This window comes from Staphylococcus sp. HMSC14C01 (genome assembly GCF_001808085.1).
Taxonomy (GTDB): Bacteria; Bacillota; Bacilli; order Staphylococcales; family Staphylococcaceae; genus Staphylococcus; species Staphylococcus hominis.
Genome location: NZ_KV792048.1, coordinates 200,976 through 225,256, shown reverse-complemented (window position 1 = coordinate 225,256; position 24,281 = coordinate 200,976). Strand labels below are relative to the sequence as shown.

Annotated in this window: 18 protein-coding genes and 2 pseudogenes; all 20 read right to left on the bottom strand. The window is 32.4% G+C overall.

The genetic code is table 11. From position 1 onward, the window contains the following. Positions 1 to 19: 19 nt before the first annotated feature. Entirely contained in the window at positions 20 to 412 is a 393-nt protein-coding gene (locus tag HMPREF3131_RS09330; RefSeq protein WP_017174622.1) for a helix-turn-helix domain-containing protein, read from the bottom strand. 20 nt (positions 413 to 432) lie between these two features. After that, positions 433 to 1,275, bottom strand: a complete 843-nt coding sequence (locus HMPREF3131_RS09325) for a DUF3388 domain-containing protein (protein ID WP_002448864.1) — start codon at positions 1,273 to 1,275, stop codon at positions 433 to 435. 118 nt (positions 1,276 to 1,393) lie between these two features. Beyond that, positions 1,394 to 2,098 (bottom strand): elongation factor P 5-aminopentanone reductase, encoded by a 705-nt coding sequence (ymfI, locus tag HMPREF3131_RS09320; protein WP_019835106.1) that lies wholly within the window; start codon positions 2,096 to 2,098, stop codon positions 1,394 to 1,396. 2 nt (positions 2,099 to 2,100) lie between these two features. Further along, positions 2,101 to 3,387: an EF-P 5-aminopentanol modification-associated protein YfmH gene (gene yfmH / locus HMPREF3131_RS09315; RefSeq protein ID WP_070436709.1), complete on the bottom strand. Its 1,287-nt coding sequence runs from the start codon at positions 3,385 to 3,387 to the stop codon at positions 2,101 to 2,103. Next, positions 3,387 to 4,586 carry an EF-P 5-aminopentanol modification-associated protein YfmF gene (gene yfmF / locus HMPREF3131_RS09310; RefSeq protein ID WP_371089566.1) on the bottom strand — a complete coding sequence of 400 codons (1,200 nt, stop codon included), beginning with the start codon at positions 4,584 to 4,586 and terminating at the stop codon, positions 3,387 to 3,389. The genes yfmH and yfmF overlap by 1 nt, the downstream gene beginning before the upstream one ends. Positions 4,587 to 4,679: 93 nt before the next feature. Next, positions 4,680 to 5,396, bottom strand: coding sequence for a GntR family transcriptional regulator (locus tag HMPREF3131_RS09305; RefSeq protein ID WP_048762400.1), 717 nt, complete (start codon positions 5,394 to 5,396; stop codon positions 4,680 to 4,682). A 2-nt stretch (positions 5,397 to 5,398) separates the two neighbouring features. Next, positions 5,399 to 7,072, bottom strand: a pseudogene (locus tag HMPREF3131_RS09300) (DNA translocase FtsK); the annotation flags it as partial. 77 nt (positions 7,073 to 7,149) lie between these two features. Beyond that, positions 7,150 to 7,822 (bottom strand): annotated as a pseudogene (locus tag HMPREF3131_RS11645) (cell division protein FtsK); the annotation flags it as partial. Positions 7,823 to 8,158: 336 nt separating this feature from the next. Next, the gene (gene rnjB / locus HMPREF3131_RS09295; RefSeq protein ID WP_017174616.1) at positions 8,159 to 9,832 is read right to left on the bottom strand and encodes a ribonuclease J2; all 1,674 of its coding nucleotides are present in this window, start codon (positions 9,830 to 9,832) and stop codon (positions 8,159 to 8,161) included. Positions 9,833 to 10,037: 205 nt separating this feature from the next. Continuing rightward, complete coding sequence (gene pnp, locus HMPREF3131_RS09290) at positions 10,038 to 12,134, bottom strand: polyribonucleotide nucleotidyltransferase (protein WP_019835109.1); 2,097 nt, start codon at positions 12,132 to 12,134, stop codon at positions 10,038 to 10,040. A gap of 136 nt (positions 12,135 to 12,270) precedes the next feature. Then, on the bottom strand, positions 12,271 to 12,540 hold the full coding sequence (gene rpsO, locus HMPREF3131_RS09285; RefSeq protein WP_017174614.1) for a 30S ribosomal protein S15: 270 nt from the start codon (positions 12,538 to 12,540) through the stop codon (positions 12,271 to 12,273). Positions 12,541 to 12,650: 110 nt separating this feature from the next. Further along, positions 12,651 to 13,622: a riboflavin biosynthesis protein RibF gene (ribF, locus tag HMPREF3131_RS09280; protein ID WP_002448787.1), complete on the bottom strand. Its 972-nt coding sequence runs from the start codon at positions 13,620 to 13,622 to the stop codon at positions 12,651 to 12,653. A gap of 17 nt (positions 13,623 to 13,639) precedes the next feature. Beyond that, positions 13,640 to 14,557 (bottom strand): tRNA pseudouridine(55) synthase TruB, encoded by a 918-nt coding sequence (truB, locus tag HMPREF3131_RS09275; protein ID WP_048762395.1) that lies wholly within the window; start codon positions 14,555 to 14,557, stop codon positions 13,640 to 13,642. 211 nt (positions 14,558 to 14,768) lie between these two features. After that, positions 14,769 to 15,119 carry a 30S ribosome-binding factor RbfA gene (rbfA, locus tag HMPREF3131_RS09270; protein ID WP_002448740.1) on the bottom strand — a complete coding sequence of 117 codons (351 nt, stop codon included), beginning with the start codon at positions 15,117 to 15,119 and terminating at the stop codon, positions 14,769 to 14,771. Positions 15,120 to 15,213: 94 nt separating this feature from the next. Further along, positions 15,214 to 17,310, bottom strand: a complete 2,097-nt coding sequence (gene infB, locus HMPREF3131_RS09265; RefSeq protein WP_019835113.1) for a translation initiation factor IF-2 — start codon at positions 17,308 to 17,310, stop codon at positions 15,214 to 15,216. Between the two features lie 4 nt (positions 17,311 to 17,314). Then, the gene (locus HMPREF3131_RS09260; RefSeq protein ID WP_017174611.1) at positions 17,315 to 17,632 is read right to left on the bottom strand and encodes a YlxQ family RNA-binding protein; all 318 of its coding nucleotides are present in this window, start codon (positions 17,630 to 17,632) and stop codon (positions 17,315 to 17,317) included. Next, positions 17,629 to 17,913 (bottom strand): RNase P modulator RnpM, encoded by a 285-nt coding sequence (gene rnpM, locus HMPREF3131_RS09255; RefSeq protein WP_002448835.1) that lies wholly within the window; start codon positions 17,911 to 17,913, stop codon positions 17,629 to 17,631. Before rnpM ends, HMPREF3131_RS09260 begins: the two co-directional genes overlap by 4 nt. Positions 17,914 to 17,942: 29 nt before the next feature. Continuing rightward, positions 17,943 to 19,169 carry a transcription termination factor NusA gene (nusA, locus tag HMPREF3131_RS09250; protein WP_019835114.1) on the bottom strand — a complete coding sequence of 409 codons (1,227 nt, stop codon included), beginning with the start codon at positions 19,167 to 19,169 and terminating at the stop codon, positions 17,943 to 17,945. A gap of 20 nt (positions 19,170 to 19,189) precedes the next feature. Continuing rightward, positions 19,190 to 19,657: a ribosome maturation factor RimP gene (rimP, locus tag HMPREF3131_RS09245; protein ID WP_017174609.1), complete on the bottom strand. Its 468-nt coding sequence runs from the start codon at positions 19,655 to 19,657 to the stop codon at positions 19,190 to 19,192. A 145-nt stretch (positions 19,658 to 19,802) separates the two neighbouring features. After that, a complete protein-coding gene (locus HMPREF3131_RS09240; protein ID WP_141708538.1) occupies positions 19,803 to 24,113 on the bottom strand; it encodes a PolC-type DNA polymerase III in 4,311 nt (1,436 codons plus the stop codon). Positions 24,114 to 24,281: the final 168 nt, after the last annotated feature.

Genomic DNA, 24,281 nt, shown 5'->3' with positions numbered 1-24,281 from the left:
TTCTTAATTTATATGTATATTATATTAATAATACTGCTAATACCCACATAATAAAAGTAATAATTATAACAATACTAATCATAATCAATAATTGAATAGGTTCTTTATTTTTAGTACGATATTCGGGCACTTCGTTGTGTCGATAATGATGTAAAAGTGTATCGAGTTGATTATGTTGATTAGGAATTTCTTCATGATGCACTTTAATGAGTTGATTTACATCCATATTAACTACACTTGCATAACGTCTAATAAAACCTTCAGCGTAATCCACTTTGGCAAGTTGATCAAATTTATTCTCTTCAATATATTTTAACGTTTCTCGCTTTAATTGTGTACGTTGTTCTAATTCTGTTAATGTCATTCCTAATCTTTCTCTTCTACCTTTTAAGGTTTCACCAATTGTTTTCACTTTTGACGCCTCCACCTTCATTACTCAAAAAAACCGAAGCCACCGCCAAACACATCTTCTCCAAAATCTAATGTGTTTTTGCTTTTAATTGCTTGTTGTTTAACTTGTTGTTTCATGTGATCATATTCAATTTTTTGATTCTCATGTTCACGTAGCTCGATAATATAATCAAAATCATCGATGCTATATTGATTTGTTTCTATAAATAAATCTGGATGCTCAACTACTTTTATTGACGGTAAAGTCATCACTTCTTCAACTAACTGTTGATGTTTAGGATTTGTTTCTCTAGCAGTTACCGCACCATCAATAATATAAACATGATTAGCATCATATTCACCTTTTATAAGAGAACTACGAACTGTCTGTTTAATTAATGTTGAACTTATAAATAGCCATCGTTTATGCGCACAGACACTACCTGCGACAATCGATTCTGTTTTTCCAACACGAGGCATCCCTCTAATACCTATTAATTTATGACCATCTTCTTTAAATAATTCTGCTAAAAAGTCGACAAGTAAACCTAAATCTTCACGTTCAAAACGAAATGTTTTTTTGTCACCAGCATCTTGTTCAATATAGCGACCATGACGCACTGCTAAACGATCACGTAACTCTGGAATTCTTAACTTTGTTATTTCTATTTCTTTCAATTCATGAATGATATTTTCAAAACGTGTGACTTTTTCAAGACTATCTGTCTTAATAAGTAATCCACGACGCCCTTGATCAACACCATTTATAGTAATAATACTAATTCCTAACATACCAAGTAAACTCGATACGTCGCCTAAAAGTCCAGCCCGATTAACAATTATCTCGTATTCTAAATACCATTCCTTTTTTTTAGCAACAGTCATCTAACCAACCCCTTGTTTAAATACAATTTGAAATATTCCCCTTATATAATTAAATTTATTATATCATTGATTATAAAAAACGAATCGTCAAATCTGCATTTAAAATTTAGGATACTTTTTAAATATACCAACCACCATTAACCTTTTGGACTGTTCCTGTAATACTCTTAGCATTAGGATGGCATAAATAAGCACACACATGTGCTACTTCTTGTGGAGCTATCATTCTTTGTTGTGGTAGTTCAGATAAGATAACTGCTTTGTCTTCATCACTGAATGCTTTAGCCATACGTCCTGAAACAAAACCAGGTGCTATAGCATTCACAGTGACATTCGTCAATGCTAGCTCTTGACTGAGGGCCTTTACAAATCCAATTTGAGCACTTTTCATTGCTGAATAAATAGTTTCCATACTTGCTCCCGTCTCGCCCCAAATTGATGAGATAACAATAATTCTACCATTTGTACTTTTTCTCAATAGGTCTATGAAATATCGACAGCATCGAATCAACTGTTTGACATGAATATGATAACATTCATCTATCTCTTTATCTTTCATATCTTGTAGCATGCCATATAATGATGTACCACTACTATAAATTAAACAGTCTAACTGTTTTATATGACTAAATATATCATTTAAATCAATATCATGAGTCAAATCCATTTGAATGAATTCTACGGCTTCACCTTTATACTTTTTTTCTAAGGATGAGATATCAGATTGATAATATTGAAGTACTACTTCATATCCCTCTTTTAATAAACGATCTACAATCGCACTACCAATACTACCAGAACCACCAAATACTAATGCCTTCATATTTAATCTATCTCCAAGCGACTATCAACAAGACGGTCAATATTTAGATATTGTTTGGCAGTTTCATTAATACTATCTAAAGTAATATTTTCTACAATATCTAACATATCAAATACACTTACACCCTCAAAATATAATTTTGCATATTGATTTGCAATATATTCTGGGGAATTCAAACTAGAGATAAATTCACCAATAAACTGCTTCTTCAATAATTCAAATGCTTCTGAATCTTTTAAGTTTCCTCTATATTTCTTTAATTCAGTAAGTAACCTATCCTTTAATTGATCCGGTTCATGAGTAGCACTTGTAATAATTGAGAAACTATAAGTAGGTTCAAGAACAAATTGATATCCAAATGAATCATCAATTAAATCATCATTAAGAAGAGATTGATAGAAATCTGTTTCTTCACCGAATACGAGTTCAAAAAATAAAGTCATTTCTAAATCTCTTTGAACATATTTCTCAGGGGCTTCATCCAAAGGTTCATTTTTAAACCCTAGCATTAAACGTGGAGACTGTAATTTCATTTTTTCAGATACAAATGATTGAACTACTTCATTTGGTTCTTTTATTGCTCCTCTTTGAATAGAAGGTTGATTTGTTTTATGACGACGATTTTCATGTTCTTCAATAACATTACAAATACGTTTAGGATCCACATCTCCTACGACAAATAATACCATATTGGATGGATGATAAAACGTTTCATAACATAAGTATAAATCATCTTTAGTGATACTATAAATACTCTCAACACTACCTGCAATATCTACTTTAATTGGATGATGATGATACATTGCGCGTAATGTATTGAACATAATTTTATATCCTGGTTGTTCTTGATACATTTTAATTTCTTCAGCAATAATCCCTTTTTCTTTGTCTACTGTTTCTTTTGAAAAATAGGGTGTTTCCACCATATCAAGTAAACGTAGAATATTTCGTTCAACTTGATCAGTTGCACTAAACAAATAACTCGTACGATCAAAACTTGTAAATGCATTGACTTGAGCATTATCATTGGCAAAAGCAGTAAATAAATCTTCATCATCGTCTTTTTCAAATAACTTATGCTCTAAAAAATGTGCTACTCCATCTGGTAGAGTCACATATTGATCTTTATGATGAGGTTTAAATGTATTATCCAACGAACCGAATTGAGTTGTATAGGTCACATATGTTTTTTGAAATCCTTTTTTAGGAATTACAAATAAGCGTAATCCATTATTTAGTTCATGTTTATAGACGCGTTCATCAATTAATTCATAATATTGTTCTTGCACTATGATTGACCTCCCTTCGTTAATACATATATCGTATCTAAATAGGCTTGATTTGCCATTTTAACGACATCTTCTTTAGTCACTTTATTAATTAATTCCATGTATTCTTTATCTGATTGAGGCTGATTTAAAAGTAGTTGATTTTGCATGACTTCAATAATACCTTTAGGTCTATCTGCAATTTCTTGTCGTTGTGAAATGATAATTTTTTTAGCTAATGCTAATTTTTCTTCAGAGAAATCTCCTACTTTAAACTTCTCGAATTCTTCAATAATTGTAGTTTTTGCAATATCGTATTTTTCAACAGATACACCACTTAATACAAATAAATAGCCATTTTTTCCATCTAATTGCGAATGAATAGAATAAGCTAGACTTTGTTTTTCACGTACTTCATTAAATAGTACTGAAGAAGGATCACCGCCAAACATAGTATTTAATACGACAAGTGCATAGTAATCTTCGTTTCCATAATGAGTTGGAAAACGATAACCTAAATTTAATTTAGCTTGGTCAACGGTATCTTTTTCAATGATTGTTTCAGTAGATTGGTCGGTACAGTCAGTATTTACATTATGATTAAAGTCAAACGTCGTTGAGCTAAGACTAAATGAATTTTCTATGAGTGATGTAACTTCTTTTTCATTTACATTTCCCACTACATACACTGAACACATGTCATTATTTATCATAGATTTATATGTATCATACAAACTTTCATTTGTAATACGCGCAATATTTTCTATTTGACCTATAGCTAAATAACGATAAGCTTCATTTTTGAACATATATTTTAATAAATTAATAAATGAATATTGCGCTTTATTGTCAATCATCGCTTCTATTTTTTTATGTAATAATGATTTTTCTTGAGTAACAAATGTAGAGTTGAATGAATTATTCTCAACAAGTGGATTCATGATGACTTCTTTTAATAAATTCAAACCTTTTTCAAATAATGGTGTAGTATCTTTAAGATAACGTTCATTTACAATTTCTAAAGAAATAGTAATGACATGTTTATCTTTAAATTTAGAAACAAAGCTATTAATATAAGCTCCATAAAGCTCTGATAATTGTTTATTAAATGATTTATCTGTTGGCCATTTTTTTGTGGCACGAACCAATACTTTACTTAGTAATGAACGAGCAGTAATTGTTTCGTAATCAAGTGGTGCCATAAATTTAAATGTGATCATCGTTGTTTTAAATTTCTCAGTTGGAAGAATATCAATATGTATTTGATGATTAGTATATTGTTTCAAAATAATCAATCACTCCTTTACCTGTTATTAAATTTTTGTGCGTGTTAATTTAAACTTCACTAGGCTACTTTTTATATAATTTAATGAGTATAAAATAGGTTTACCCATTTCATCATAATGGACAACCTTTAATAACATTAATCCCTCATGTGGTTCAGCATTCAATATGCTAGAAATATGAGGTTCATAACTGATTGCTTCAATTTCAGTTTCAGCAGAAGCTACCTTATGCCCAGTATTAAGTTCAATTGCATTAAGCATCGATCCATCACTTTCTTGATATTCGGTACAAGTTAAATGATGTTCAGCAATCTTATCTAAACAATAAATAACTGGATGATGATTCGCAGTACGTAGTCTTTCAATAATTGTTATAGGCTGCTTATCTTCAATATCTAACATTTTTGCATCTAATAAAGAAGCGGGTTGCTGCTCTAAACTCAAATATTCTGTACTTGCTTCATATCCCGCTTTTTTAATCATTTCACTAATACTAAATAATTTATTTAAAGGATAATAAAAGGGCTGTAGAGCCTTTATACTTGTTCCTTCTTCAAAATTATCAGTTAAAACTTGTTCAATAATAAGTTCTCCAATCGCTTCATAGACATCATCTGTTTTAACGTTAACTTCTCTAGCAATAGATAAATTGCTAGGAAGTTTATCACCAGGTTTTAAAGAATGATTTTTTATTTTTTTAAAAATATATTCTTTTACTTTAAAAACTGAGTTCAATTCAGTCATACTCACACCTCTTCATTCTCAAAATCTATTAAAACTTGTCTTGGTTTACTGCCTTTTTGTGGACCAATAACATTATTTCTCTCTAAATCGTCCATTAATCTTGATGCACGATTATATCCAATTCTGAATTGTCTTTGTAAAAGCGACGTACTTGCTTTTTGTTTCTCAATTACAAAAGCGTATGCATCATCATATAGTGCATCTTCACTTTTCATTTCTGATTTCTCTACAGGAGCATCAGGTTCCATTTCTTTTACGTAATTTGCTTTTTGTTGTTCAACTACATAATTTACAACTTCTTGTACTTCTTGATCACTTAAAAATGCACCTTGAACACGTGTCTGTGTGGATTCACCATTACCAACATAAAGCATGTCGCCTTTGCCTAATAATTTCTCTGCTCCTCCAGAGCCTATGATTGTTCTAGAGTCTGTTTGTGAACTTACAGCAAATGCAATTCTTGAAGGGATATTATTTTTAATAATCCCCGTGATAACATCTACAGAAGGACGTTGTGTTGCTACAATTAAATGTATACCGGCTGCACGGGCCATTTGTGTGATACGCTGTATTGCATTTTCAACTTCTTTTCCTGCCACCATCATTAAATCTGCTAATTCATCAACAATGACAACGATATAAGGAAGTTCTGATTGCTTTTCATCAAGTTCTTCATTTTGACGTCTTATAAATTGATTGTATCCTTCAATGTTTCTAGTAGACGAATGTTGAAATAAATCGTAACGACGTTCCATTTCAGCTACAATTTTCTCTAATGCCTGTGATGCTTTATGAGGATTTGTTACTACAGGTATTAATAAATGTGGAACACCATTATATACATTTAATTCTACCATTTTAGGATCAATTAACATTAATTTTACCTCGTGTGGCTTAGCGTTTAATAAAATGCTCGTAATAATACCGTTGATACATACTGACTTACCACTACCTGTAGAACCAGCCACTAATAAGTGAGGTGTTTCATTCAATTCAATAGTCATTGGTTCTCCGGAGATGTCTCGTCCTAAACCGACTTCTAATTTATTTTTTGCTGGAAACTTAGATTCTAAAACTTCTTTTAGCGTAACTAAAGAAATTTTATCATTTGGAACCTCAATGCCTACAGCTGAACGTCCAGGTATAGGCGCTTCAATACGAATGTCCTTCGCAGCAAGTGCTAAAGCTATATCATTATGTAAATTAACGATTTTATTTACTTTAACACCTTGAGCTGGTTGAACTTCATATTGAGTGACAGCCGGTCCAATTTTAATTTGAGTCACTTTAGCATTAACTCCAAAATTTTTCATGGTTGATTCTAATATTTGACCTTTACGTTGTACTTCAGCTCTTGAAGTTGTCATTTGTTTTGTTGGCTGTTTAAGTAATGATAAAGGAGGAATGTGATAGGCTACATTGCCAACTTCTCCTGCTTCTATGATCGAACTATTATTCGTATCGTCATCATTAGAAACGTGTTTTATTTTATCTTTTTTCATAGAATTTGACGCAGACACATGCGTAGGTTCTTTATCTTGATGGTCTATGTCAAATTGACGTTTTTTACGTTTAGATCGTACTTTTTCTTCATCCGTTGCTGCATGATGGCTATATATAGGAATATCTTCATGTTGCTGTTTCACTTCTGGGAAGTCACTCACATCTTTCATGACTTCATCTTTCCTTTGTTGTTCTTCTAATTCTCTTTGGTGTGCCAATGCTTGACGCTGTTCTTCTTTTTCACGTAATCGTTCTTCTCTTCTAATTTTATTTGCTTCTCTTTTTTCTTTTAAAGTAGATGAGGCACTCTGAGTAGAACGTTTAAAATAATCAATTGTGTTTCTCGCCACATCTCTATGATGTAATTTTAGTAATAGGATAAAGCTCGATATCAGTAAAATCAAAGTCACAATGATAATCCCAGCAATAGAGATTAAAGGTACAAATAATTTTAATAAATAAAAGCCTATAATACCTCCACCGAAATTTGGAAAATGAGTATGTTCATAAGATTTATAGACGTAAGACAATACCGGTTCTCTTTTCGCAACTTCTCCTTTAGAAAAATAATAAATGAGTTGAGAAACAATCAGTAATACAAATTGTAATAAAATGAGACCGAATGTACGACGTGTTTTTGGAAAATGTCTTTGCATTGCAATATAAATCGTAATTAAACTTACTAAAATATATGTAAGGTAACGACTTGCGCCAAATAAATAATTGAAAAAGCTATCAATCATTCTACCAACAAGCCCTAATTGAAATATTCCTAAAATAGATATAATCACAATTACAATAGCAATAATATACCTTATAGAACTATCTGTTTTTTGTTGCTTTTTCTTTTTAGTTTGGCGTGCTTTCGTTTTCGTCTTTGAATTGGTTTTTCTAGTCGTTGTTTTTTTCTTAGTTCGTGGCAAATGTTACACCTTCTTTTATTTTTAATTATAATAATGACATTTTCAAAAATATAAAAAAATGTAAGTTATGTTTTAGAGTTAAAAGTATGAAAGAGGTTGAGACAATATGTATCACATAGACTCTTAAGCCCATTTTTAAATAATTAAAAATAAATGAGTCAAATCATCTTTTAAAATTATAGAGTTCACTATAAAAGTTAGGGTAAATGTCTTATCTTTTATATACTTTCAATTTAATACATCAATGAATCTATAAATAAGAATGATAAACGTTTATATTTTTAATTATTTTATAAAAGTGATATTGTCCCGACCTCTTTATTAAATGTATATCTTTTAAATTTCAGAAATAACTGGAATAATCATTGGGCGACGTTTTGTACTTTCGAATAAAAGCTTGCTAATTTGGTCGCGCATATTTTGTTTAATTTCAGACCACTCTATACGTTTTTCTTGTAGTCCAGCTTCCACAATTTCTCGAACTTTATCTTCCGCTTCTTGCATTAATTCTTCACTTTCACGTACGTAAACGAATCCGCGTGATTGAATTTCAGGTCCAGCAGCTATACGTCTATTTTTAGGGTCTAATGTTACTACTGCAATAAAGATACCATCTTCTGCAAGAAGATGACGATCTCTTAACACAATATTTCCAACGTCTCCTACACCTATGCCATCGATGAGAATATTACCTGAATTTACTTTTTCATTTAATACCATGTGTGAGCCATCGAAATGAATCACATCCCCTTTTTCGACAAGGAAAATCTTTTCAGGTGCAACGCCTGCTTCATTTGCTAATTTTGCATGCGCAATTTGCATTTTAAATTCACCTTGAACAGGAATAAAGTATTCAGGTTTCATAATATTAATCATCATTTTTAATTCTTCCATACAACCATGACTAGAGGCATGAATTTTTTTATTATTTGGAATAATATGTGCACCTGCTCGAACAAGTTCATTTAACGTATTGGCTATAATAACTTCCATATTTGCTGAAGCAGTGATGGCTAAATAAACTGAATCGCCTTCTTCAATATTTAAAATCTTATGTTTATGTTGGGCCATTTGACTCAACGCTTCAATAGGTTCGCCTTCCATACCTGTTGCTATAATAACGACTTCATTTTTAGGATAGTTTTCAACTTCATTGATTGGAAGCAATAAATCTTTAGGAATATCAAAATATCCCATTTTGCGTGCAGTATTAAATGAACTTTCAAGAGATTTTCCTAAGAAAGATACTTTACGATTTAATTTACTAGCAACATTTAATACTTGTTGAATTCTAATAAAATTCGATGCATAGCATGAAACAATTAAGCGTCCTTTTACTTTAGCAAATGCATCATAAATATGCGATTCTATGACATTTTCTGGAGTATTATAACCAGGTTTTTCTGCTTCAGTTGAATCACTAATCAAAGCAAAAACACCTTCTTCTCCAATTTCAGCCATGCGTTTCATATCAGGAGCATAATGCCCTTGTAAACTTTGGTCAAATTTAAATTCACCTGTATATACAATTGAACCGTGTGAAGTATGAATACAGATACCTAAACTATCTGGAATACTATGTGATGTATTAAAGAAAGTAATATTGACGTTTTTAAATCTCATCACTGAATCATGATTTACAGTATAATATCGTACTTTTTTCTTTATATTTCTTTCTTTGATACTTTCTTTAACTAAAGCTAAAGTAAGTTTTGATCCATAAATTGGTGCATCAACTTGCTCTAAAATATAACTCACTGCACCAATTGCATGTTCATGACCATGACTTAAAAATATCCCTTTTAATTTATCTTTGTTTTCTACTACATATTGGATGTCAGGAATAACAATATCTACTCCTAACATTTCATCTTCAGGAAACATTAATCCTGCATCTAACATAAACATCTCATCGTCTACTTCGACGATATACATATTTTTAGCGATTTCGCCTACGCCCCCAAGTGGAATAATGCGAATATCGTCATTCTTTTTCTTTACTAAACTCAAAATGTTACCTCCTATAATTAATTCCCGTCCATATAAACTCATAATTTATTATAATTTAATTTACGAAGGATGTACACTATTAAAGTGTGTTGTAACTAAGGAGTAAAAGACCTTTAATAAAAATATATATACTTTCATAAAATCATTCTTTATATATATAAAGAAGGTTAGGACTTCATTTTGTCCTAACCTTAACTTCATTCATTTATTCATCTAAAACTTTATGAGACGCATTTACACGGCCTTGTTTATCAATTTCTGTAATTTTAACTTCAATCGTATCACCGATTTTTAAAACGTCTTCAACTTTATTTATTCTATCTTTAGAAATTTGAGAAATGTGTAATAAAGCATCTTTACCTGGGAATAATTCTACAAAAGCACCATATTTTTCAATACGCTTAACTTTTGCATGGTATACCTGGCCAACTTCAGCTTCGCGGGTAATTTCATTAATAATTTCTCGAGCTCTATTTATCATTTCTTGATCAACAGCGCCAATAAAGATAGTGCCATCTTGTTCAATATCTAACTTAACGCCAGTTTCGTCAATAATTTCATTAATTTTTTTACCACCTGGACCAATGACATCACGAATTTTTTCAGGTTTGATATGCATAATTTCTACCTTAGGTGCATATGCACTTAATTCACTACGTGGTTGATCGATTGTTTGTAACATATGATCCATAATTGCTAAACGACCTTGACGAGCTTGTTCAAGAGCTTCTTCAATCACTTCACGTGTTAAACCATCAATTTTGATATCCATTTGAATCGCAGTAATTCCCTCTTTAGTTCCAGCAACTTTGAAGTCCATATCACCTAAAGCATCTTCCATACCTTGAATATCAGTTAAAATTGTATAACTATCTTCACGAGTGACAAGACCCATAGCAATACCAGCTACTGGAGCTTTAATAGGCACACCAGCATCCATTAACGCTAATGTTGATCCACAAATTGAAGCTTGTGAAGATGAGCCATTTGACTCTAATACTTCACTCACAATACGAATTGTGTAAGGGAACTCTGTAGTGTCAGGAATGATATATCTAAGCGCTCTTTCACCTAGTGCACCATGACCAATTTCACGACGACCTGGCGCTCTCACTGGACCCGTTTCACCTACTGAGAAATTAGGGAAATTATAGTGGTGCATAAAACGTTTTTCAATTTCAGGTCCTAATCCATCAATAAGTTGATAGTCTCCTAATGCTCCTAAAGTAAGTACAGATAATGCTTGAGTTTGTCCACGGGTAAACAATCCAGAACCATGTGCACGTGGTAATAAACCAACTTCTGATTCAAGCGGACGAATTTCATCTGGTTTACGTCCATCAGGTCTAATTTTTTCATCTGCAATTAATCGACGAACTTCTTCTTTTACTAAATCATTTAAAATCGCATATACTTCATCGATAAGCAACTCATTTTCTGGATCCGCTTCGTCTACAAATTCAGTAGCGATTTCTGCTTTAAGTGCATCTAAATTTTCATCACGTTGTTGTTTGTCAAATGTTAATACAGTTTCTTTTAATCCTTTTTCTTCCGTTAAAGATTTTACTCGTTGTACTAATTCTTCATCACGTTCAACAGGAATAAATTCTTTTTTTACAGGTTGAATATGCTCAACAACTTCTTCTTGGAAAGCAACTAAGCGTTTTATCTCTTCATGACCAAAGAAAATCGCTTCAAGCATTTCTTGTTCTGTAATTTCACTCGCACCTGCTTCAACCATATTTACAGCATCTTTATGACCAGCAACTTCTAAATCTAAACGAGATACTTCTTTTTGTTCAAGTGTTGGATTAATCACGTATTTTCCATCAATATATCCTACATTTACACCGGCAATTGGTCCTTGGAATGGAATATCAGACACGCTCAATGCCATTGACGATCCAATCATTGCTGCCATTTCTGGGGAGCAGTCTGGATCCGCACTTAATACAGTATTCATAATTTGAACGTCATGTCGATAACCTTTAGGGAATAATGGTCTAATTGGTCTATCAATTAAACGTGCAGTAAGTGTCGCTTCATCTCCAGGACGACCTTCGCGTTTTTTAAATCCACCTGGAATTTTACCAGCCGCATACATTTTTTCTTCATAGTTAACTGTTAAGGGGAAAAAATCACCATCACGTGGCTCTTTAGAAGCAACTGCTGTAGATAATACAACAGTATCACCATAACGTACTAAAACTGCACCATTAGCTTGTTTCGCTAATTGACCTGTCTCAATCGTTAACGATCTTCCAGCCCATTCAGTTTTGAACACTTTCTTTTCTTGAGACATTATGAATCTCCTCTCTGAAATCTAATACTTACATCATATCATTTATTTATATATTTTTATATTAGTGTTTATGATAAAAATACAAAAAAAGGAAAGTACCAATCTAAATGGTGCTTTCCCTTCAATATATTTAAAATTAACGACGAATACCTAATGATTTAATTAATTCACGGTAACGTTGAATATCTTTACTACGTAAGTAGTTTAATAAGTGTCTACGACGACCAACCATTTTTAATAATCCACGACGTGAATGGTGATCTTTTTTGTGTTCACGTAAGTGTTCGTTTAATGCAGAGATTTCTGCAGTTAAAACAGCGATTTGTACTTCTGGTGAACCAGTATCTGTTTCGTGTACACGATATTCTTTAATAATTTCATTTTTACGTTCTTGAGTAATAGCCATAATTAAATTCCTCCTAATTTTTGTTTACACCTTAATCTGAGCAAGGCGTCGGAGTTTCAACCTGCCAAGATAAAGGATTCAATAGTAATAAGTTTTTCGAAAACTCAACTTTAGATATTATACGATACATCATCACCAAAATCAACTGCTAAAAGATATTTTGCACGTTCTTTATCGTCATTCATTTGACTTACTAAAGCATCTATACCATCAAATTTTACCTCTGGTCTTAAATAATGGTGCCAATATACGATTACACGTTCTCCATAAATATTTTCTTCAAAATCAAAAATATTTACTTCTATCACCACTTCTGCTTTAGATGGATCGTGAAATGTCGGCTTAACACCTACGTTAGCTACCCCACGATATATTTTGTGTTCGGCACCTATTTCAATACTTACCGCATATACCCCTTTTTTAGGAAGGACATAATCATCGCTAGGTTGGACATTAGCTGTTGGAAAACCGATTGTTCGACCTCTTTTTTCTCCTTGAACAACTGTGCCTTTAATTCGATATAAATACCCTAATTCATCATTAGCTTTTTGTAGATTGCCTTCATGTAACGCTTGTCTAATTGATGTTGTTGAAATTTTTTCAGAATCTAAATCTAATTTACCGACTATTGTAGTATTAAATTCATCTATTTCATTTAACACGGCCATATTTCCTTTACCAAATTTACCAAATGTAAAATCAAATCCTGCAACAACTTCTTTAACATGATTATTAATAATATAGTCTTTGATAAACTCTTCAGCTGTGACGTTAGCGAAACGTGATGAGAAATTGATAACAATACAATAATCAATATCATGCTGTTCTATCATTTCTAATTTATCAGATAGTGGCGTTAAGTAATCTGTACGTTTACGTTCAGGATTTAATACTACTGATGGATGCGGATCAAATGTTGTTACTGCCTTTTTTAAATTTTTTTCTTTTGCACGTATATCTAATGCTTCAAATACTTTACTGTGACCACGATGCATACCATCAAAAAAACCAAATGCCATTGCAACATCTTCTTTTATGAGTTGTTCATTTTGTATTGGATGTGTTATTTCTATCACTTTCATATCAATCAAAGGCTCCTTTAATTAAATACTTTTTTAGGTTTTATTTCGTTAATTTTGTCAGGATGATGTTCATAAATGGCTAATGCTTTTTCACTTATCTTATCAATAAACACAAATTGCTTTTCTAATGATAGAGTAAAATCTTTTTTTAGGAGTTTTTGACCATTTAAGATTCTATACTTTAAAGTGTCATCATCAATGACTACATATTGTAAACTTTTCAAACCATATTCTATAGGAAATAGATAATGTTGTAATGTTTCATGCTCATGTAATTCAGAAATTTTTTCAAGTGATAAACTTTCATTTATATTAAATCCACCCGAATTTATACGAGTTAACAACGACATATGAGCAGGATAGCCTAAAGCTTTGCCAATATCTGTTGCTAACGTTCTGATATAGGTACCTTTTCCACACGTTACTTTTATATCAAAATGACATGTTTGTTCTATAAATGTTAAATCAGATATTCGTTCAATTTCATCAATTTTAACTTGTCGTTTTGGCCGTTCAATAGTTTCTCCTTTTCTAGCATATTCATATAATTTTTTTCCATTTACTTTTACAGAGGAATACATTGGAGGAATCTGCTCTATTACTCCTTTAAATTCTTCTAAAACACGATCAACTTCTATAGAAGTAATCGTATTCGATGATATATTTACTTTTTCTATTACTTCTCCAGTTTGATCTTCAGTTGTCGTACTTTCACCTAATGTAATGGTTGCTTGATAAGATTTTCCCATATCCATGACATAGTCGCTCACCTTAGTTGCTGTCCCTATACAGATAGGTAGTACACCTGAAACTTCAGGATCTAATGTTCCAGTATGACCTATCTTTTTAGTTTTTAAGATTTTTCTAAGTTTAAATACAACATCATGACTGGTCAAACCACGTTCTTTATACACTGGTAATATACCGTTGTACATTTTTTCACACCCTTTAGTTTATTATGTCTCACTATGTATTATTAAATCATTTAATGTCTTATCCATATTTTATCAGTATTAATCATATAAAAAGGAGTAGGACTGAATTCATGTAAATGTTATCGTCCTACCCCCATTATATGTTGCATCTAAACTTCTTTTTCTGAAGTTATTTGATTGAATGTCACTGATTAATAACAATGATAAAGTATTATTTATCTTGTTTGTGTAAATCTTGAATCATTTTTTCAATTTTATTACCGTATTCAATTGATTCATCATATTCAAAGAATAACTCTGGTACTATACGTAATCTCATTCTTGAACCTAGCTCAGATTTAATGAATCCTTTTGCTTTATCTAAAGCTTTAAACGTATCATTAACTTCCTTCTTATTGCCAAGCACTGTTAAGAAAACTTTGGCTTGTGATAAATCATTTGTTAATTCAACGTCAGTAATAGTAATAAATCCTACTCTTGGATCTTTTACTTTATTATTAATGATATCCATAACTTCTTTTTTCATTTGTTCGCCAACACGTTCAGCTCTCATATTACTCATGGATATGTCACCTCTTTATTATTTAACATATGATTAGAAGAGAATGCTAAAGTGCCTACCTATATCATATACACTTTAGCCTCTTACAAATTAGTTATCTTTCAATTTCTACCATTTCGAATGCTTCAATAATGTCGCCTTCTTTAATGTCATTAAAGTTTGCAATTGTAATACCACATTCGTAACCTTGTGATACTTCTTTAGCGTCATCTTTAAATCGTTTTAACGTATCAAGTTCACCTTCGAATTGAACAATACCATCACGAATGACACGTACGCCTGCGTTACGAGTGATTTTACCTTCAGTCACGTAACTACCAGCAATGGTTCCAACTTTTGAAACTTTGAATGTTTGACGTACTTCAGCTTGTCCGATAACTTGTTCTTCAAATTCAGGATCTAATAAACCTTTCATCGCTGATTCAATTTCTTCTATAACATTATAGATGACTCTATGAAGACGCATATCAACATTTTCAGCTTCTGCTGCACGTTTCGCACCTGCATCAGGACGTACGTTAAATCCAACAATAATACCATTTGAAGCATTAGCTAATGTAACATCTGATTCATTGATTGCTCCTACAGCTGTATGAATAATACGAACATTTACGCCTTCAACATCAATTTTCATAAGAGATGCAGCTAAAGCTTCTACAGAACCTTGTACATCACCTTTAATAATGACATTAAGATCTTTCATTTCTCCTTGTTTCATTTGTTCGAATAAATTGTCTAATGAAACATTTTTGCTTTCTTGACGTTGTTGAATCACACTTGCTTCATGACGAGCTTCACCAATACGACGCGCTTGTTTTTCATCTTTGAAAATAACGAAGCGATCACCTGCTTGAGGTACATCGTTAATACCAGTAATTTCAACCGGTGTAGAAGGCCCAGCTGTTTTAATTCTTTGACCCAAATCATTTACCATAGCTCTTACGCGACCATACGTATTACCAACTACAATTGAATCACCTACATGCAACGTACCATTTTGAACTAATAATGACGCAGCTGGTCCACGTGATTTATCTAATTCTGCTTCAATAACAGTACCTACTGCTTGCTTATCAGGATTAGCTTTTAATTCTTGTACTTCGGCAACTAAACCAATCATTTCTAATAAGTCATCAATACCATCACCATTTAATGCTGAAAGTGGTACAAAGATTGTGTCGCCACCCCAATCTTCTGGAATTAAACCATATTCAGTTAACTCTTGCATCACTCGGTCTGGATTTGCAGTTGGTTTATCAACTTTGTTGACCGCAACAATTGTTGGTACATCCGCTTCTTTAGCATGGTTAATTGCTTCAATTGTTTGAGGCATAACGCCATCATCTGCTGCTACTACTAAAATAGTGATATCTGTTACTTGAGCACCACGTGCACGCATTGTTGTGAAAGCTGCATGTCCAGGTGTATCTAAGAAAGTAATTTTTTTACCATTATTTTCAATTTGATATGCACCAATGTGTTGTGTGATACCGCCTGCTTCTCCTGCTGTGACTTTAGTATTTCTAATTGAGTCTAGTAATGTTGTTTTACCATGGTCAACGTGTCCCATAATTGTTACAACTGCTGGTCGTTCAATTGCATCTGGATCGTCTTCTTCATCATCAAAATAAGTTGTTAGGTCTTCTTCATTAACAACAACTTCTTTTTCAATTTCAACACCATAATCATCTGCGATAAGTTCTAATGTTTCTTCATCTAATGATTGGTTAATATTAGCAACAATACCTAACAAGAATAATTTTTTAATAATGCCAGATGATTCGATATTTAATTTATCAGCAAGTTCTCCTACTGTAATACCTTCCTCATACGTGATTTTTGAAGGCATTTCTTTAGGTTCAGCAGCAGATTTGTTATTCTTACCTTTATTATTATTTTTGTTGTTTTTATTGTTTTTGCTATTTTTATTGTTTTTTTTCTTTGAATTAGATTTGTTTTGATTATTATCTTTTTTACTTTGTTGTTTTTGGTGATTATTTTGAGTGTTTTGTTTTTTATTTTCTTCATTTTGTGATGATTTGAACTTTTTATCAAGCATCTTAATTTGGCCATCTTCTAATGCTTGCATGTGATTGGATACTTCAACGTCCATTTTCTTTAACTCATCTATAATCTCTTTACTTTTAACATTTAATTCTTTCGCATATTCGTAAATTCTCTTTTTACTCATATAATCACTCCTTACAATATTCATCAATCATCGACATAAGTTTTTTAGCAAAACCTGAATCTGTCACGCCAACATTTACACGTTCTTCTTTGCCCAATGATTGTCCTAATTCTACTCTCGTACCGAAAACTCTAAACGGAACATGATATGTGTCACATTTATTCTTTATATTCTTTTTAGCGTTATCTGAAGCATCAGTAGATAAAATCACAAGTTTAATATTACGTTTTTTTATCTCAGATATGAGTACTGATTCTCCAACTTTAACTTTTCTAGCTCTCATCGCTAAGCCTAAAAAATTAAATATCTGTTCTTTTATCATTTAGGAATCTCTTCTCTATAAATTAATCGAATTACTTCTTTATATACAGGATCTAATTTTTCAGGACTTTCATTAAAGTACTTCTCGAGTACACCATTTTTTTGAGCATCTTCTACGCTTTTAACATCTTTTGAAACATATGCACCTCTACCTTGTTGTTTTCCAGTACCATCAGCGAAAATTTCGCCTTCTTTATTAATTACTACTCGAATCATGTCTTTTTTAGGACGCATTTCATTCGTGATGATGCATTTGCGCATTGGAATTTTCTTCTTCTTCATTTACTACTCACCCCATATGCTTAAACGTATTAATGTTCTTCTTTATTATCTGAAGCGTCTTGTGCTTCATTTGAAGTTTCATCAACTTCCGCTGATAATTCAGCTGTTGTTAAGTTTGTTTCTTCTAAATTTATGTCATCAATTTCAATATCTTTATCTTCAGAAAATACTATTTCATCAGCTTTTTCTTCAGATTCAATTACAGGATAAATCCCTGCTTCGCGAGCATCTGTTTCAGATTTAATATCAATTTTCCATCCTGTAAGTTTGGCAGCTAAGCGCGCATTTTGTCCACGTTTACCAATAGCTAATGATAATTGATAATCAGGTACTACCACTACAGTAGATTGGTTATCTTCATCAACAATAACTTCTAAAACTTGTGATGGGCTTAAAGCATTACGTACAAAAACGTTTGGATCTTCATCCCATTGAACAATATCGATTTTTTCTCCACCTAATTCTTCAACAACCGCTTCAACACGTGAACCTTTTGCACCTACACAAGCTCCCACTGCATCTATATCTGGATTTTCAGAGTATACACTAATTTTAGAACGATCTCCTGCTTCACGTGCAACTGATTTCACAATAACAGTTCCATCATAAATTTCTGGAACTTCTTGTTCAAATAAACGTTTTAATAAACCCGGATGACTTCTTGACACATAAATTTGTGGACCTTTTGTTGTTTGCTCTACTTTATTAACATAGACTTTAATTCTTTCATTTGGAATGTATGTCTCATTAGGACTTCTTTCAGCTTCAGATAAAACCGCTTCGATTCTACCTAAATTAACATACACATATCGATGATCAACACGATCAATCACACCTGTTAAAATATCTTCTTCTTTATCAATAAACTCAGAGTATAAAATTTCTCTTTCAGCATCTCTTAGACGTTGCATTACTGCTTGTTTAGCAGCCTGTGCGCCCACACGACCAAAGTCTTTAGGTGTGACATCTTCTTCGTAAATATCACCTATTTCATAAGCAGGATTTTTAACTAAAGCTGTGCTTAAATCAACTTCTTCACGATCATCAAATACTTCTTCTACAACTTCTTTACGTGCGATGACTTTAAATGTGCCTTCATCCATATTTAATTCTACACGGACGTTTCTAGCACTATCATAATTTTTCTTATATGCAGTAATTAAAGCTGCTTCAATTGCATCAATCAAAACTTCTCTTGGAATTTTCTTTTCCTTTTCTAAGTATTCAGTTGCTAATAATAATTCATTACTTGCCACAATTATTCCTCCTCATCACGTTAAATCATTACAGCGTGACGTGCTTTTGCAATTTTATTTCTTGGTATCTCAATTGTTTTTTTCTTTGCTTTTTCTTTAACTTCCATAGTTATTGTGTCATCATCGACAGACTTCAGAATGCCTAACCATTCTTTATCACCTTCAATTGGCGCATAAAGAGATACAAATATAGGTTGCTCTATCGCATTTTGATAATCTTTTTCTTTTTTTAGTGGACGTTCAGCTCCAGGTGAAGCTACATCAAGATAATACATTTCAGGAATAGGATCATTTTGATCCATTGCTTCACTTATTTTTTCAGAAGCAAGCGTACAATCATTTAAATCCACGCCACCTTCTTTATCAATAGAGATTCTCAAAAAACGATCTTTGCCTTCTTTTGCATATTCAACATCAACTAATTCAAAGTTTAAATCATCTAAAATGGGAGTAATGATAGTTTCTACTTCTTCAGTAATTTTACTCATACAGGCCTCCTTTTTTGGCAAATAGAAAAGAGCGGGTATATGCCCACTCTTTCTGCCTGAGTCTAAATTTTTACACAAACTAATTATAACATACTTTATATGCTTAAACAAATGAAGCTACTATTAATACTTCTAAGTTGTCCATTTACATATCAAAAATGGACAATTGTGCTTTATCTGGTAAATCTGGTAATGAACCCAAATCATCAAGGTATTCAATAATTTTTTGAGATAAACCTGCTTTTTTATTAAGGTCTTCTTTGGATAAAAATGGACCGTCTTCACGTGCCTCAACAATACGTTTAGCTACGTTTTCACCTAATCCTGGCACAGCAATAAATGGTGGGATCAATGTATCATCTTCAATAATGAAATCAAAAGCTTGACTTTTTTCTAAGCTAATCGGCTGCATTTTAAATCCACGATGTGCCATTTCATTCATTATTTCTAATACTGTTAATACATCTTTTTCTTTTTTTCCTAAATCCATATAACGAGAATACATATCTTTAACTGTGTTCTTAATACTTTCTTTATCTTTAATCATTGTAATTAAATCAAAGTCTGATGCACGAATTGTAAAATATGCTGCATAATAGTATAACGGATGATGCACTTTAAAGTATGCAATACGTACAGCCATAAGTACGTAAGCAGCTGCGTGAGCTTTAGGGAACATGTATTTAATTTTTAAGCATGAATCTAAATACCAATCAGGTACATCATTCGCTTTCATCGCATCTATCATTTCATCCGTAAGTCCTTTACCTTTACGCACAGACTCCATTGTTTTGAAGGCCATTGATGGTTCAAGCCCAGCATACATAAGATATACCATAATATCGTCACGACAACCAATTACACTGGATAAATCGCAGATGCCTGAGCGAATTAACTCTTGTGCATTACCAAGCCACACATCGGTACCATGTGATAAACCTGAAATTTGTACAAGTTCAGAAAATGTTGTTGGCTTAGTGTCTTCTAACATTTGACGAACGAAACCTGTACCAAATTCAGGTACACCAAATGTGCCTGTCTTACATAAAATATCCTCTTCTGTTACACCTAAAGAAGCCGGACTACTAAATATTTGCATTGTCTCCTTATCATCAACAGGAATCGTTTTAGGATCGATACCCGATAAATCCTGTAACATCCGTATCATTGTAGGATCATCGTGTCCAAGTATATCGAGTTTTAACACATTATCATGAATCGAGTGGAAATCAAAGTGTGTGGTCATCCAAGATGCACTTTGATCATCTGCTGGATATTGTATCGGTGTAAAATCGTAAATATCCATATAATCAGGAACTACAATAATTCCTCCTGGATGCTGTCCAGTTGTACGTTTAACACCTGTACATCCTTTGACAAGTCTATCGATTTCCGCACCACGTTTATGAATACCTTGATCATTTAGATATCCTTTAACGAAGCCAAATGCCGTTTTTTCAGCCACTGTACCAATTGTACCTGCTCGGAATACTTTATCTTCTCCAAAAAGTACTTTCGTATAGTTATGGGCATGCGGTTGATATTCACCACTAAAGTTCAAGTCAATATCTGGTACTTTATCTCCTTTAAATCCTAAGAAAGTCTCAAATGGAATATCTTGACCTTCTTTAATTAATTCGCCACCACATGTTTCACATGTTTTATCAGGTAAGTCGAATCCTGAACCTACCGACCCATCATCAAAAAATTCACTCGTCTTACAATGTGGACATATATAGTGTGGAGGGAGCGGATTCACTTCTGTTATCTCTGTCATCGTTGCAACAAAGCTCGAACCTACAGAACCACGTGACCCTACCAAATATCCATCATCTAATGACTTTTTAACTAACCGTTGTGATATGAGATAGATAACTGAAAAGCCATTACCAATAATACTATCTAATTCTTTTTCGAGACGATCAATGACAATTTGCGGTAAGTCATCACCATACAATTTTTTCGCATTTGTATAGCTTAATTCACGTATTTCTTCGTTAGCGCCCTCCATACGTGGCGTAAATAATTGATCTTTAATTGGAATTACTTTCTCAATTCGGTCTGCTAATTCATTCGTATTTTTAACAACAATATCATAGGCTTTATCTTCTCCTAAGAAATGAAATTCATCTAACATTTCATCTGTTGTTCTAAAATGTGCTTCTGGAAGTGTGGAACGATTTAATGGATTACCTGGTTGTGATGCAATTAAAATTTTACGAGCAATAGCATCATGCTCAAATAAGTAATGAGCATTACCAGTAGCTATCACAGGTATTCCTGTACTTTCTCCTGCTTTTAAAATACGATCATATATTTCATACAATGTTTCAGTATCACGAATTAATTCACGATCAATTAAATCTTGATAAAGTTTAGGTGGTTGTACTTCTATAAAATCATAATACTTTGCTATTTTTTCAACTTCAGATTGATCACGTTGCATCACAGCTGTAAATAATTCCCCTTCATCACAAGCTGTACCTACTAGAATGCCTTCTCGATATTCATTTAATAATGTTCGTGGAATTCTAGGTGTTCTATAATAATATTTTACTAAAGAAGCACTTACGATTTTAAATAAATTCTTGAGTCCATCTTGATTTTGAACTATGAGTGTGACATGGGTTGGTCGTGCACGTTTATAGGCATCTTCATTTGATAACTTTTTATTAATATCTTTATGATTAGTCACACCTAGTTCTTTCATCTGTTGAACCATTTTAATGAAAATATAAGCCGTTGCTTCAGTATCATAAATCGCTCTATGGTGTTGAGTAAGTTCAACGCCATATTTTTTAGCTAAGAAATTTAATCCATGTTTACCATATTCAGTGTTAATGGTACGTGATAATTCAAGAGTATCAATCACTCCATTAGTTGATGGACCGAAACCTAATCGTTCGTACCCTGTATCAATAAAGCCCATATCGAATGAAGCATTATGCGCTACAAAAATGGCATCTCCTACCCATTCCTTAAATTCTGTTAGTACTTCTTCAATTTCTGGTGCATCCACTAGCATGTCATCTGTAATGTGTGTCAGATTAATTATTGTTTCTGATAATTTTTCATGTGGATTACTAAATCTTTCAAATTTATCTATAATTTCGCCGTCTTTAACTTTGACAGCAGCAAGTTCGATAATTTGATCATATTGATTAGATAAACCTGTTGTTTCGACGTCAAACACTACATATGTAGCTTCTTTTAAATCTCTATCAGTAGGTTTATAGGCAATAGGCACACCATCATCGACTAACATGCCTTCCATCCCGTAAATCATTTTAATTCCATTTTTTTCCGCTGCACTATGAGCATCAGGAAAAGCTTGAACCACATTATGATCAGTAACAGCTATTGCTTTATGTCCCCATGCTGCAGCCTGATTAACGTACGCACTGATGTTTGGAATACCATCCATTTGACTCATTGATGAATGTAAATGAAATTCGACACGTTTCTCTTCTGCTTTATCTTGTTTAGGTGTCTTTTTGATTTCTTCAATATCTGACATCATCATGACTAAATCACGTACAAACGTATCTTCTTCTATACGACCTTGTGCACGTACCCATTTACCTACACTTAAGGCTTTAAAGTGATTTAAATCATCCTTATTTTTTCTAGTAAACATTTTTAATACTAAAGAATCTGTATAGTCTGTCACTTTAAGTTCAACAATGTGACGTCCACTTTTTAGTTCTTTAATGTTAATATCAAAGATAACCCCTTCAATGGCTACTTTAAATTCTTCTTCAATAATTGTTTCAATAGGTTTAATATTTTCAACGTGAATTGGCTTTCCTATTTGACATTTTTCAACACTACTGCCGTTATTATCTTGTTGTTTTGCTTTTTCAGCTTTTATTTTTTCAATTTTTTCTGTAGCTTCTTTAGCACTTTGTTGATCTTCTTCTTGAATATGTGCCTCTAATGAAGCAAGATCTTCATCTCTATTCGAATCATCAGTTTCAAATATTACTTTATCTATATCAAAGCCACATTTTTGAAATGCTTTTACTAAACTACCATTACATACTTTATCAAAATGATTTCTTTCAATATCATTTGAAGTCATTACTTTTAAAACATTACCTGACATAATTAAACGTTTTTGTTTAAGTTGACCCTTCACTTTTGGTGATAAAGCTGTGTGTTCAATACAATGTCCAAAATATTTAATCACATGTTCATCTTGATTCGATGTATTTTGAATTGTAAAATGCCAGTCCACATGTGCAATATCTTTAAACTCTTCTTTAATTGCATGAGTAAAGATTAAATAATCTTCATTTGAAAGAAAATAAGGTAACGTAATCTGAAATTCCCAACTTCTATTTTTATTTGATACATCTATTCGTGTGAGTTCACCTTTTTCAAGTATTTCTTTATCCAATTGATTTGAAATCTTAATTTGATCGGCAAGTACTCTAAATTTTTCCTGACTTGTCATTGCCACAAAGAATAACCACCTTATTTCGAACTTATCATTTACTTTAAAAAACTTGATTTATATTATACTACTTTCACATTTATTTTTCATGATTACAGTTTAACTAATAAAAACAATAAAAGAGGTTGGAAACAACAAAATGTTCCAACCATTTTTATTCATGTGCAC